The organism is Marinigracilibium pacificum (assembly GCF_012926615.1).
Lineage (GTDB): Bacteria > Bacteroidota > Bacteroidia > Cytophagales > Cyclobacteriaceae > Mangrovivirga > Mangrovivirga pacifica.
This window is the reverse complement of the sequence record NZ_JABBNU010000005.1, coordinates 165674-180080: the sequence shown is the minus strand read 5'-3', so window position 1 is coordinate 180080 and position 14407 is coordinate 165674. Positions and strand designations below refer to the sequence as shown.

The 14407-nt window shown below is 34.4% G+C and carries 11 protein-coding genes; 8 read left to right on the top strand and 3 right to left on the bottom strand.

Features of this window, described 5'->3' with window-relative positions:
• The first annotated feature begins 232 nt into the window (after positions 1–232).
• From HH304_RS09235 to HH304_RS09225, 3 genes are all read left to right on the top strand, one after another.
• Entirely contained in the window at positions 233–2098 is a 1866-nt protein-coding gene (locus tag HH304_RS09235; protein WP_169680653.1) for a 2-oxoacid:acceptor oxidoreductase subunit alpha, read from the top strand.
• Positions 2082–3110, top strand: a complete 1029-nt coding sequence (locus HH304_RS09230) for a 2-oxoacid:ferredoxin oxidoreductase subunit beta (RefSeq protein ID WP_169680651.1) — start codon at positions 2082–2084, stop codon at positions 3108–3110. Before HH304_RS09235 ends, HH304_RS09230 begins: the two co-directional genes overlap by 17 nt.
• Positions 3111–3234: 124 nt before the next feature.
• Positions 3235–3816 carry a RidA family protein gene (locus HH304_RS09225; RefSeq protein ID WP_169680649.1) on the top strand — a complete coding sequence of 194 codons (582 nt, stop codon included), beginning with the start codon at positions 3235–3237 and terminating at the stop codon, positions 3814–3816.
• Here the strand turns inward: HH304_RS09225 and HH304_RS09220 are convergent.
• The 3 genes from HH304_RS09220 to HH304_RS09210 all read right to left on the bottom strand — a co-directional run bounded on the left by HH304_RS09220 (position 3813) and on the right by HH304_RS09210 (position 5741).
• Positions 3813–4265 carry a protein-disulfide reductase DsbD domain-containing protein gene (locus HH304_RS09220; RefSeq protein ID WP_169680647.1) on the bottom strand — a complete coding sequence of 151 codons (453 nt, stop codon included), beginning with the start codon at positions 4263–4265 and terminating at the stop codon, positions 3813–3815. The two genes, HH304_RS09225 and HH304_RS09220, sit on opposite strands and share 4 nt — an antisense overlap.
• On the bottom strand, positions 4243–4806 hold the full coding sequence (locus HH304_RS09215) for a peroxiredoxin family protein (protein WP_169680645.1): 564 nt from the start codon (positions 4804–4806) through the stop codon (positions 4243–4245). Before HH304_RS09215 ends, HH304_RS09220 begins: the two co-directional genes overlap by 23 nt.
• Before the next feature lie 62 nt (positions 4807–4868).
• A complete protein-coding gene (locus HH304_RS09210) occupies positions 4869–5741 on the bottom strand; it encodes a hypothetical protein (RefSeq protein ID WP_169680643.1) in 873 nt (290 codons plus the stop codon).
• Between the two features lie 165 nt (positions 5742–5906).
• Here HH304_RS09210 and HH304_RS09205 point away from each other — a divergent pair, with 165 nt between their 5' ends.
• The 5 genes from HH304_RS09205 (at position 5907) to HH304_RS09185 (ending at position 14385) form a co-directional block, all read left to right on the top strand.
• Positions 5907–7790, top strand: a complete 1884-nt coding sequence (locus HH304_RS09205) for a CBS domain-containing protein (protein WP_169680641.1) — start codon at positions 5907–5909, stop codon at positions 7788–7790.
• Positions 7774–8976 carry a succinylglutamate desuccinylase/aspartoacylase family protein gene (locus HH304_RS09200; RefSeq protein WP_169680639.1) on the top strand — a complete coding sequence of 401 codons (1203 nt, stop codon included), beginning with the start codon at positions 7774–7776 and terminating at the stop codon, positions 8974–8976. The genes HH304_RS09205 and HH304_RS09200 overlap by 17 nt, the downstream gene beginning before the upstream one ends.
• A gap of 487 nt (positions 8977–9463) precedes the next feature.
• Complete coding sequence (locus tag HH304_RS09195) at positions 9464–9853, top strand: RNA polymerase sigma factor (protein ID WP_271711569.1); 390 nt, start codon at positions 9464–9466, stop codon at positions 9851–9853.
• A gap of 159 nt (positions 9854–10012) precedes the next feature.
• Positions 10013–11014: a hypothetical protein gene (locus HH304_RS09190; protein WP_169680635.1), complete on the top strand. Its 1002-nt coding sequence runs from the start codon at positions 10013–10015 to the stop codon at positions 11012–11014.
• A gap of 113 nt (positions 11015–11127) precedes the next feature.
• The gene (locus tag HH304_RS09185; RefSeq protein ID WP_169680633.1) at positions 11128–14385 is read left to right on the top strand and encodes a S41 family peptidase; all 3258 of its coding nucleotides are present in this window, start codon (positions 11128–11130) and stop codon (positions 14383–14385) included.
• The last annotated feature ends 22 nt before the right edge of the window (positions 14386–14407 follow it).

Genomic DNA, 14407 nt, shown 5'->3' with positions numbered 1-14407 from the left:
CGTTTCGTAATGATTCAAAGATGCAATATCAAACCATGGATTTATAATAAATTTTACCGAACCGTTGATTTTGAAGGATGAACCGTTGAAAATCTAATATAAATGTTTATTGAATGATATTTGTCACAAGTTAGGGTGAGTAAATTCCTGTATTTCTGACACATAGTGCTTAAATTAATATAGATAACCGATAAGGTATCATTAACCCTTTTTTGCTCAAAATTTAATAATCATGAAAGAACCTATAGACGAATCACGTGATGAAGTGGTTATTCACTTTGCAGGAGATTCAGGTGATGGAATTCAGCTTACCGGGGGCCAGTTTACTGAAACTGTAGAATTATTTGGTAATGATATAAGCACCTTTCCAAACTTTCCGGCTGAAATAAGGGCTCCAATTGGAACATTAGCTGGAGTTTCAGGATTTCAACTCAAATTTGGAAGTGTTGAAGTGTTTACACCTGGGGATAAGTTTGATGTACTTGTGGTGATGAATGCTGCAGCACTCAAAATTAATTTGAAGAACTTGAAACAGGGAGGTATTATAATAGCTAATACTTCCGGGTTTGATTCCAAAAACCTTAAGCTCGCTAAATATATCGATGGTGAAAATCCATTGATAGATCACTCACTCGATAATTATCAGCTGCATGCAATTGATATTACTAAACTTACACGTGAAGCCTTGAAAGAATTGGGGCTGGGTGTGAAAGAAGTCGACAGATGTAAAAACATGTTTGTATTGGGGTATGTATACTGGATGTTTAGCCAGACCCCTGACAATACAATTAAATTTATTCGAGAAAAATTTTCTTCAAAACCAGAAATAGCCGAAGCAAATATTAATGCTTTGAAAACAGGCTATCATTTTGGAGATACGAATGAAACATTCAAGACCAGATTTCGAGTTAAAGCAGCCTCCTTACCCAAAGGAAAGTACAGGAATATTAATGGCAACAGAGCTTTGGCTCTTGCATTAATTTCGGCAGCACACAAAAATAATCTTGACCTTTTCTATGCCAGTTACCCAATAACACCTGCCTCAGACATTCTCCATGAGTTAAGCAGGCATAAAAATTTCGGAGTAAAGACATATCAGGCCGAAGATGAAATAGCAGCTGCTTGTGCTGCGATTGGGGCATCATTTGGTGGAGCATTAGCAGTTACAGGATCTTCGGGCCCGGGCATTGCTCTAAAAGGCGAAGCATTAGGATTAGCAGTGATATTAGAAATACCAATGATCATTGTTAATGTCCAAAGAGGAGGGCCATCTACCGGTTTACCGACAAAAACTGAACAAGCAGATCTGCTACAAGCCGTTTATGGTCGGAATGGTGAAGCACCAATCCCTGTGTTGGCAGCATCGTCTCCAAAAGACTGTTTTGACACAGCCTATGAAGCCTGCAGGATTGCAGTTGAGCATATGACTCCAGTATTGATTTTATCAGACGGATATATTGCAAATGGATCAGAACCTTGGAGCTTCCCAACTTCAGCAGATTTGGGGGAATTTAAAATTCACAAACCTAAAGGAGATGAATTTATCGATGAACAATATTTGCCTTATTCAAGAGATAAAAACTTGGTAAGACCTTGGGTTATTCCCGGAATGAAAGGATATACTCATAGAGTTGGAGGGCTTGAAAAAGAAGACCTCACCGGAAATGTTTCCTATGATGGTAATAATCATGAAAAAATGGTTGGAATCAGGGCAGAGAAAGTTAATAAAATTGGTGAGTTAATACCCCTACAAGAAGTAAACAGGGGAGAAGAGGGAGCTGATATTCTGGTTTTAGGATGGGGTTCAACTTATGGAGCGATTGAAACTGCAACCAAAGAGTTAATTGATGAAGGCCTTTCAGTGGCACACATTCATTTGCGATATTTATTTCCATTCCCATCTAATTTAGGGAAGTTATTAAAGTCGTTTAAAAAGGTACTTATACCGGAAATGAATCGTGGTCAGCTTTCTAAATTGATTAGAGATCAATTTCTGATTGATGCAAAAACTATTAGCAAGGTAAAAGGCATCCCTTTTACTATCGATGAAATCAAAGAACAAATCATAAAACACTCACAACATGTTAACCAAGAATAATTCAAACGGCAATAGTTTGACTGCTAAAGATTTTGCTACAGATCAAGATGTGCGATGGTGTCCAGGTTGTGGGGATTACTCTATTTTAAAGCAGATTCAAACAATTTTACCTTCGACAAATGTTCCCAGAGAAGATATTGTATTCATATCTGGTATAGGATGTTCGTCACGCTTTCCATATTATATGAATACCTATGGGATGCATAGTATTCATGGTAGGGCAGGAGCCATTGTTAGTGGTCTGAAAGCAGTGAATCCAAGTTTGGATATCTGGATGATCACGGGTGATGGAGATAGTTTATCTATTGGAGGTAACCACTTCATTCATTTATTAAGGAGAAACTTCAATGTTAATATTGTACTATTTAATAACCAGATTTACGGTTTAACAAAAGGTCAGTATTCTCCAACATCACCAAAAGGTCAGGTAACCAAGTCAACACCATTTGGCTCTGTGGATATGCCCTTTAACCCTATAACCCTGGCTTTAGGTAGTGAAGGGACATTTGTGGCAAGAACTATCGATAGAAATCCGGTCCATATGCGTGAAATCCTTACTGAAGCACATGACCATAAAGGGGCATCTTTTATCGAGATTTATCAAAATTGTAATGTATTTAACGATGGTGCATTTGAAACATTCACTGATAAATCTATGAAGGATGAAAACACACTGTACCTTGAACATGGTAAGCCATTGTTATTTGATAATGACAGCAAGGGTGTTATTCTCGATGGTTTCAAGCCTGTGATTGTTGACATGGATAAGTATTCTGCAGAGGACTGCTGGGTACATGATATGAATGACAAGATAAAGGCTTCAATTCTGGCTGAGTTTTTCGATTATTCAGAGGAAAGAGGAAAATTGCCACGGCCATTTGGAGTTTTTTATAAATCTCAGAGAAATACCTATGAACAAGTTTTTCAAGATCAAATAGATCTGTTTAAAGCTGAAAGGAAAGCTGATTTGGATACCTTATTAAGTGGTAAAAACTTTTGGGAGATTAAATAAATTAGTTTAACTGATTTAAAAGCTGAAGAATATTCTTCAGCTTTTTTTTGGATGTGATAGAGGGAATTTTTGAATTTCACTTTTATTAACGAAATTATATTATAAGCTAATACTTAAATAAAATATGAAATCAAATGTATATCTATTTTGTATTTTGATTCTAGGATTTGTTTCATGCAATCCAAATGCAAAAGAAAAAGCAAATGAAGCTGATTCTGCAGCGGTTCAACAAGCATTATATCCATATGATGTAGAAAAAAAGATAAGCGAATTAGGAATCAATATTCCTGAAGCTGGTGCTCCTGTTGCAAATTATGTCAATGCTGTTAGAAGTGGTAATCTAATATTTCTAGCTGGCAAAGGACCAAAACTAGCTGATGGTACATATATCACAGGGAAAGTAGGTTCGGATTTAACTATCGAAGAGGGTTATGAAGCAGCCAGTTTAACTGCTATTCAGCAATTAGCTTCAATAAAGGCAGAAATTGGAAATCTTAACAATGTGGTCAGGATTGTTAAAGTTCATGGAATGGTTAATGCTGGTCCCGACTTTAAAGATCATCCATCGGTAATCAATGGTTTTAGTGATCTAATGGTTGAAGTATTTGGAGAACGAGGGAAACATGCTCGTGCAGCAGTAGGAATGGGATCATTACCATCAAATATTGCTGTTGAGATAGAAGTTGTGGTTGAAGTTAGAGATTAATTATTCAAATAAACAGAAAAACTAAGTTCTCTGGGAAAATAACACTTTTTATTATCACAGGGCTGATAGAACAATGTGCCTTTGATGAAATATGATTTGGGTCTGTTTTTATATATAAGTGGAATTTTCACTTCGAACACATCCTCAAATACCTTAGTTTTTATTTCACTTATATAAAAAGTTTTTGAACCGGGGAAAACTGGTTCACCAAATATTAAACCATCAATTGAATCAAGTTTTATTTTAGTTGGAATCACCATATCATCACCAGGGTCGTTAGATTGGATATGATAGCCTTGTTCAATCTGAAATTCAAGGTAGATAGTATCAGGTTTGTGATCTGAGTTAGTTTTATATCCATTAAAGGTTACCCAGTCAGTATCCTGACTAAAAGATAGTGAGTGAGTTAGTATTATCAATATAATACTAATTCTCTTGTAATAGCTCATCCAACCTTTTTTGTAATGCAATCAGTTTAGCATCGAAATTTTTTGAATCTAATAACGACATAAACTGAATTTGGCCATTAGGATCAATTATAAGGTTTGATGCAAGCATTACTTCATCTCTTGCTAAATCTGGTAATACAACATCAGGAGCAAATGAAGCAGCAACTTTACCATCAGAATCGAGTAAAATTGGAAATGAAAAATTAAACTTATCTTGAAGTTTCATCTTTACAAGATCCAAAGGCTCTTTCACATCAATTATAAATACCTTTACATTTTTAGATGCATATTCCTGAGAAAGCTTTTCAAGGTAAGGTGCTTCTGCATTACAAAAAGGGCACCATGTAGTAGCTATGTGTATAACAACAAACTGCCCTGAATAATCACTCATTGAAATTTCATTACCTGATAGATCATTTAAGGTGAATTCAGGAGCTTTCTGAATTGGGGTAATGTTGGCATTATTCTGAGAATACGATATCGACAGGTTAAAAAGCAGAAGTATCGACAACAATACCCATTTGTAATTAGAATGGGTCATTGCATTAAAATGTTTTGTGGTAATTAAATTTACCCAAAAATTCACCCAAATGAAACTATATTCTACTTTTTACCAAAGGGAACAGTGATACCGGTGATAGGTATTCCAAAAATGAAGGAATCTTCGAGGTCTGCAATAAACAGTAGTCCATAATTGAAACTAATATGTTTCGATCCGGATTTTCCTCCTATTGTAAATAAAGCAACATCACTAATATCTCTGTCATCAACGAAATTTAGTCCTAGAAAATAGCTTTCCATCATAAGAAAAGTAGACTTTGATACCCTAACAGCTCCACTTAAAGTGCCATAGGGATAGTTCGCAAATCCATATTCCTTTTCGAATGGTAAACCAAGACCTACAGTGAAATTTAAGTTTTTATCTCCAAATGTTGTTGCCCCATATAATATGCCAAAGTATGAGTTATCTCCTGAACCTAACCTTAACCCTGACATTCCAAGTGAAAAATTAACATTGTCTTTTCTGTTGGTTATTCCATACTTTGCATTTATCCATACAGGAAAATCGCCTTCTAAAAAGAAAAATGGAACTAAACCAATCCCCAGGGTCAGGTTGTCTGTCACTCCATATGCAGCATTATTAATACTTATTAATATGTTGTCATAATAGCCTTGACCTTTTTTTAGAGTCATACCGTTTCCGGATATGAGATACCTAGTTGCTTGTATATAGTCTGGCCAGTTTTGTCCATCTTTAAAAATTTCGCCATTAGCAGTTTCAATCCTTTTAATTTCTTTTTTGTTAATTTTCAGAACACCATATTTTTCAGTTTGTAAGAATACATACTCGTCGTCCTGATCAGTGACTTTTCCAGAGTAACCAATATTATCTTTAGTGATCAAGTATACAACTTCAGTAGAGTCATACTCAAAGTTTTGTCCGATTGCTTTTGTCATTAGCAAACCGAAAAACATAAAAAATAGAATTGTCCGGGTAACCATTTGATAGAAGTTGAATGTTGATAAACACAGGCCAAGTTAATAAAGCTTTAATCAAAAATCATAATCTCAACTGATAATTGTTTCATATTTATAAGCTGTTGATTACTAGATTAATATTGAATTAAAACAGCCATAACTATGGGGGAACACTCAGTAAAATCAATTTCAGATGGAAATTTAAGAACCCAATATATAAAGAGATTATTGGAGGATATTGAATTGTTAGATCAGTTGATAATGCTGGATAGTTTTGAAAACGATGTAGTAAGAATTGGTGCTGAGCAAGAGTTTTGTCTAATAAATGATCAATGGAAGCCCGCAAACAACTCTTTGGATGTTCTTAAAGATATTAATGATTCCCATTTTACTACCGAGTTAGCCAGGTACAATCTCGAAATAAACCTTGATCCTTTAGTATTTGAAAATAACTGCTTTTCAACTTTGGAAAATAATTTAAAATCCCATTTGAAAAAAGCAGGTAAAGCAGCTAAGAAAAATGGGAGCAAGGTATTATTGACAGGAATATTGCCAACTATCAGCCGGAAAGAACTACAGATGGACTATATGACTCCGATTCCACGGTATTATCTGTTAAATGAAGTGGTTAAAGCAATTAGAGGTACTGATTTCAGCTTTCATATAATGGGGGTTGACGAATTGACATTTATACATGATTCGGTGTTGTTTGAGGCATGTAATACCAGTTTTCAGATGCATCTGCAAATTTCTTCAGATGATTTTATATCTGCATACAATTGGTCTCAGGCTATTGCCGGACCTGTATTGGGGATTTGTGCTAATTCCCCATTGCTTTTGGGTAGAGAATTGTGGTTTGAAACCAGGGTAGCGTTGTTTATGCAAAGTGTAGATACTAGAAGTAGTTCTTATGCTTTAAGAGACCAAGATGCCAGAGTGTCATTTGGTGATTCATGGGCCCAGGGAACTGTTACTGATATTTTTAAAAAGAATATTTCAAAATATAAGGTTTTACTAACTAAGGAACTGGAAGCGAACATTTATGGTAAAATGAATAATAAGCTAAAGGATATCCCCAAACTGGAAGCTCTAAGTCTTCATAATAGTACAATATATCCATGGAACAGGCCTTGTTATGGAGTTGGTGGAGGTAAGCCACATTTGCGAATAGAAAATCGATATATACCTGCTGGACCTACTATTGTCGATGAGATAGCTAATTTTGCTTTTTGGGCTGGATTGATGAAGGGGAGACCTGAAAAATATAATGATATGCTTTCCCAAATGGATTTCAGAGATGCGAAAAGCAATTTTATAAGAGCAGCACGTACCGGGAAGGAATCTGTAATGAGGTGGGAAGGAGATTATAAATCAGTAAGGCAATTAATTATCAATGATTTTCTTCCAATTGCATATTCCGGACTTGAGAAGATGAACATTGATAAAGGAGATATTGATAAATACTTAGGAATTATCGAACAAAGAACGTCTGGTCGGTCTGCAGCGCAATGGATGATCAAGAATTATCGAAATCTGAAAGAAAATTTAAAGGTTGATGATGCTCTTATGGCATTAACCAAGTCTATTTATAAAAATCAACAAAAGGACATTCCTGTACATAACTGGAAAACACCTAAGCCAATTCCTACAATTCATGAATCATCAAAATATGCTGGCCATATTATGTCTACTCAGTTATTTACTGTTAATGAAAATGACCCGGCTGAGTTTGCACTAAAAATTATGGAATGGAATGATATTCATCATTTACCTGTAGAAGATTTAAGCGGAAATTTAATTGGTGTGTTAAATCAATCATTTATTGATTATGTAGAAAATACTGCTGATGATTTATCCTCAACTAAGGTTCAAGATATTATGAGTGATGAATTTATGACTGTGGACATACATACTCCAATTAAAGATGTGATTTCAATTATTCAAAATCAGGAATTAACCTGCTTACCTGTTGTAGAAAAACAACAATTAGTAGGTATAATAACTTTAAATGATATTAAAAGGCTCAATTATGGTGGAATTGTGTGATGATATAACCGGTTATTGTGTTAATGTGGGAAGAGTAATTGGAAAGCTTTATTCCGGAGAAAAGGGTCCTACTATTATTTTTACTGCTGGTATTCATGGAAATGAACCTTCAGGGATTTTTGCTATAGACAGGGTGTTCTCAATGATTGAATCAGAGAAAATTAAGTTTAAGGGAAGTGTTTATGGGTTAAGCGGTAATCTATCGGCACTATCACTAGGAGAAAGATATCTAAAGAGCGACTTAAATAGATTATGGACCTATGAAAGAATGAATAGCTTAAAGTCCAAACTTAATGGTAATTATGTTGATGATGAACGAGAGCAAGTTGAGTTGTTTAATGAAATTCAAAATATTCTAAAAACTGAGTCAGGGCCTTTTTACTTTTTTGATTTACATACTACATCAAGTGAAACAAATCCTTTTTTAACAGTGAATGATTGCTTGGTAAATCGAAAATTTGCGAATTTATTTCCTATACCCATGATTCTTGGTATTGAAGAATACCTTGATGGCCCATTATTAAGTTATATTAATGAATTAGGATATGTAGCTTTTGGTTTTGAGGGAGGGAGTCACAATGACCATTCTTCAATTGATAACCATGAAGCTTTTATCTTATTAAGTCTTGTCTACTCCGGAAGTATTAGAAAGAAATCTATCGACTACTATAAGTACTATGATAGATTGGCTAAAACATCGCATGACTCTCATGAAATCTTTGAAATTTTTTATCGCTTTGAAATTGATGATATTGGAAAATTTCGAATGAAACCAGGGTTTGTCAACTTTCAAAAGATTCGAAAGGGCACTTACATAGCTAAGTATAATGGAGTTAAAATAAAGGCGAAGGAAAGTGGACGTGTATTTATGCCATTATATCAAAATCAAGGTGAGGATGGCTTTTTTTTGATTAGAGAGGTAAATCCTTTTTTTCTTCATTTATCAGCTCGAATACGAAAAATGAAATTAGATCGTATGCTTCCATTATTGCCTGGTGTTAAATGGTTTGATAAGGAAGATGGGGTTTTGGAAGTTAATACAAAAATAGCCAGATTTTTTGCCAGGAAGTTTTTTCATCTATTCGGCTATCGGGCAAAATCTATAAGTCAAAATAAATACTTAATGAGAAATAGGGAAAAAGCATCTCGAAGTAAAGATTATGAGAACGAAAGGTTTTATCAATAGTATTATTCTTTGTTGTAGTATGATTATAATAATTTGAAGCGATTTTGAAAATTGTATTTTTTAAAGAATATTTTCAGGTCTATTAATATGAAAATAAGTTGATAACTTGATAATTCTGTAGTTTTTAATATTGAGTACAGGTATATTTTTAAGTATCCTCAATTCGGGATTTAAGGGGTGATATTTCATGATTATAAATATTAATTTGTAGTTAACTAATAATTAAAAAACTCCTCTTTCTTTATTCTTTTTTTAGATGTAATTTTAATAGTAAGTTAAGAGTTAATAGTCCCGAAAATAATGAAGATTGCCTTTTGTTAATTTAAAAGCTCCACCCTTTTAAATTAATTTCGCACCTAACTATCAGAGAGTCAATCGGGTCCAAATTAAACAAAACAATATGCCGGCTTTTAGTTGGAATTTTAAGTATCTGATACTTATTATTGCAGCCGTTTTATGCGTAAGTCGGAAAGAACTAACTGGGAGAATGAAACAAAGTCTTATTTGGAAAAATTACCACAAACCGTTATTTAACTTTATTTTGTTTAAAGTTAAAGACATCGATCTCGCCGAAGATATTATGCAAAATGTATGGCTGACCTTGTTAAGGTCAATGCTAAATCAAGAGAAGATAGATAACCTAGTAATTTGGTTATTTGAAGTAGCTTCTTATGAGATAAACTCTGTTAATAGTAGTGAAAGTGATTTCTTTGAGAATTCTGACTCTATTAAATTTTTAAACACGAGGCAAGCTGTTGTTTCGTATTTAAAAACTATACAGGATATTGGTATAAATGATATTGCTGAGATAGTTGAAGAGCCTACATTAGAAGTCGAAAAACTGTTGCATCAGACAGAATGTGATTTTCAGTTATAAATCAGCAAATTATCGTATCAAGTTTATGGGTTAATTGAATTAAAGTTAACCCCATGTTAATAAATCACTCGTTTAAAGAGCTAAATTCATAGTTCTATAATTTTTGTAATATATTAAGGAAACATTCAAGTTGTACCTTTAAGTAATAATGTTTAAGGTATGACTAAGAATTGCATTTTCGTTTTAATTTTTATTTTGATTTTCTCTTGTAGTCAAGATGAATCAATTAGGTATTTTAATGATAGTCAAAGAATAACTTCGGGAGAATTTGCAACGGGGAAGTTAATTATTGATCCGGTAACGCATGGTATAATTTCAGGTAGTAAGTTTGGGTTTTTCTATCTGAATCCTTCTAATGGATTTCTGGATGAACTTAGTTTCTTACATAGTTATGATTTCTCAATTACAACAGATGGCTCAAAGATATTTTTATTAAATCAAAGAGGTGAATTGATTGTATTTGACAAATCTTCAAATCAGTTTAATAAAATAAGTGAAGATGGTATTTGGGTAAACTCTTTTGATGTTTCTCCCGATGAAACTAAGATTGCATTTTCTGATCGAGAAGGTAATCTATCAGTTCTTGATCTTATCACTTCTCAAAAGATCTCGTTAGGTAGTGGTTCTTCACCGCTATTTTCAGAAAATAGTAATCAGATATTTTCGAATTCTCCAAGTGCTATAATTAATGTACTAACAAAAAGTATAACGAAAGTTGAGCTTTATGAAAGCTTCCTCAATGTTGCCTGGAAATCCGATGGACTCCATTTTTTAGTAAAAGAAATAGTTGTTGACGGAGATTTTGTAAATGTAAACCTTATTGATTTAAATCAGTCAACAGGAGAGCGTTCATTACTGTGGGAAAAACAATTTGTTAATTATTCCAATAATATTGATAAATACATATTTATATCATCAAATGATAATCTTGATAAAATTATCCTGGCTTACAAAGGGAATAATTGGGGGTATGTTGCAGGATCAGAATGGTATCTAAATGTATATTTGGTTGATCTAAACACAAGAGAGGAGCAATTCCTGGCATTATCACATAATAAAGAAGTAAGATCTGTTGTTTTCGATGATTTAATGAATAAAGTATATTTTTCATTGGGCAATCCAGAGAATGATTCAGCAACACTTTTTGCATCAGGTTATTAGCTGGATAAATACCTGTTTATTTGATTTCCATTTTAATATAATTTGACGATATTAATATATAGAGACTTTTAGTATTAACTAATTGATATATAAATTTTTATAATCGTCAAACCATGAAAAAAACCAATCTGTTTATCCCATTAATTCTTGGGATATTATTAACCATTCCTGTAAGAGCTCAATTAGATGCAAGGCTGTTTTATTTTCCGGATGTTTCGGCGACACATATAACTTTTGCCTATGCAAACGATATTTGGATAGTGTCAAAAGATGGAGGTACTGCGAATAGGTTAACTTCTGCTTCCGGTCAGGAAATATTGCCTAAATTTTCACCAGATGGAACATCTGTTGCTTTTAGTGGTAATTATGAGGGGAGTTCTGATGTATATGTTATTTCGGCACAAGGAGGTGTTCCTAAACGCCTGACTTACCATGGTTCTGGTGACAGAATTATAGATTGGCATCCTGATGGAGAAAAAATATTGTTTGCTTCTTCCAGAGAAAGCGGGCGTCAGCGATTTTCTCAATTCTTTTTAATATCAAAAGATGGAGGGTTTGCAGAAAAACTTTCTGTTCCTTATGGAGAAATGGCTTCATTTTCTCCTGATGGTTCCAAATTAGCATACACTGATAAATCCAGACTTTACAGAACCTGGAAGAGATATCGTGGAGGAATGGCACCTGACATTACAGTTTTTGATTTGAAGGATAATTCACATCGACTAATTGCTACTAGCGATGCAAATGAAGAATTACCAATGTGGGCAGGAGAAAAGATTTACTTTTTATCTGATCGTGGACCTGAGAAGAGGTATAATCTTTGGGTTTATGATTTAAATAATGAATCAATTACACAGTTAACTAATTTCTCTGAATTTGATGTGCATATGCCTTCAATTGGTCCTGAAGAGATTGTTTTTGAAGCTGATGGTAAATTGCATCTATATAGTTTAAGTAATGGAAATATTAAAACTGTTGGTATAAACATAATTTCTGATCAGTCTAACTTAATGGTGAAGACTGAAAAGGTTCATAAGAATTTGCAAAGTGCTTCAATATCGTATGATGGTAAAAGAGCAATTGTTGAAGCCAGAGGAGATTTGTTTTCGGTTCCTGCTGAAGATGGCCCGGTAATAAATTTAACTAATACTTCAGGGGTTGCAGAAAGATATCCATCTTGGTCTCCCAATGGTAAATACATAGCAAGCTGGTCTGATAAAAATGGTGAATACAATCTTCAGCTAATAGATCTGGAGAATGGAGAAAAAAAGATTCTTACTGATTATGAAAATGGATTCAGGTATCAGATATTCTGGTCTCCTGATAGCAGAAAAGTTGCATTCATAGATCAAGCCATGCGGATTCGAGTGTATTCTCTTGAAACCAATAAAACCTCAGAAGTTGATAAAGGGCTGTGGATGTATCACGGTGGTTTGGCAGAGTTTTCAGTTTCATGGTCTCCGGATAGTAGATGGTTGGCGTATTCAAGAGGAGAGATGAACAGGAACTCATCAATATTTATTTATGATCATCAAGCCGGTATTACCAAAAAGATCACCAGTCAGTTTTATAATGATTATTCACCTTCATTTGATCCGGATGGAAAATATCTCTATTTCCTAACAAATAGAGAGATGAATCCTGAATATGGTGATTTTGATTGGAGCTTTATTTATACAAATTCTGCAAAGATTGCTGTATTACCACTTTCTGCAGAAACAACGATACCTTTTCAAGTTGAGAGTGATGAAGTAGAAATTGTAAAAGAAGAGCCTGAAGAAGATGAAGATGATAAAGGAAAGAAAAAGAAAGATAAAAAAGAAGAAGATAAAAAGGAGGATAAATCAGTTTTTATTGATTTTGAAAATGCAGAGTATAGAATCGTTTTGCTACCACTAAAATCTGGAAATTATGGAGAGCTTCATACCTTGAAGGAGAAGCTGATCTATGCCGATCGATTAAATGGTCAGGATGCCTCAAATTTAATGATATATGATCCAAAGGAGGAAGAGTCTAAAACAATTATTGAGGGGGTAGACGGGTTTGCATTGTCATCAAATGGAGAAAAATTATTGGTGGCTAAAGGTGGTGCTCTTGCTGTTATAAAAGCAGAGCCAGATCAAAAGGAATTTAACAACATGCCATTAGAATCAATGGAATCAAGGATTAATCCAAAAGAAGAATGGAAGCAAATATTTGTTGATGCATGGCGATTAGAAAGAGACTATTTTTATGACAAGGATATGCATGGAGTAGATTGGAACGCTGTAAAAGAATACTATGGCAGCCTGGTTGAACAAGCAAATACCCGCGATGATCTTAATTTTATTATTGGAGAGATGATAGGTGAACTTAATGCATCTCACACCTATAGGGGAGGAGGTGATATTGAAGATTCTAAAAGGGCTAGTGTCGGTTATTTAGGAGTAGACTGGGAAATAGTCAATGGTGCATATAGAATATCAAAGGTTATCAAAGGGGCTCCATGGGATGCTGAGGTGATTTCACCGGTTTCTATGCCAGGTACAAAAATTAAAGAAGGTGATTATATTTTAGCTGTGAATGGTGTTCCATTAAGTACCGATAAAGAACCATATCATGCATTTTACGACCTTGATAATAAGGTTGTACAGCTTACGGTAAACGATAAACCTTCCTTATCCGGAGCTAGAAAGGAATTAGTAAAGACAATAGATAGGAACCAGGATGCTAGATTAAGACATTTAGCATGGATAAACACCAATCGCAAGATGGTCGAAGAAAAATCAGGTGGTAGAATTGGTTATATATATGTAAGAAGTACCGGATTAGATGGACAAGCAGAGCTTGTTAGACAATTTGCAGGTCAATGGAACCTTGAAGGACTCATTATTGATGAAAGGTTTAATAGTGGGGGACAAATTCCTGACAGGTTTATTGAATTACTAAATAGAAAGCCTTTTGCTTATTGGGATGTTAGGGATGGTCAAAACTGGCAGTGGCCTCCAATAGGACATTTCGGTCCAAAAGCAATGTTGATAAATGGTTGGAGTGGCTCGGGAGGAGATGCATTCCCTGATTATTTTAGAAAAGCAGGTTTAGGTCCTTTGATTGGATCCAGGACATGGGGTGGATTAATTGGTATTACTGGCGCACCACCTTTAATTGATGGGGGAACCGTTACTGTACCAACATTTAGAATGTACAATCCGGATGGTACCTGGTTTAAGGAAGGACATGGCGTTGATCCGGATATTGAAGTTCCTGAAGATCCGACCAAATTAGCCGTTGGTGAGGATGTACAGCTTCAAAGAGCAATCGAGTATATTTTGGAAGAATTAAACAATAAAACTGTTAGTTTGCCTGCCCATGAGGCAAATGAAACAAGATGATTAATTCCGGAGCTTACCTAAT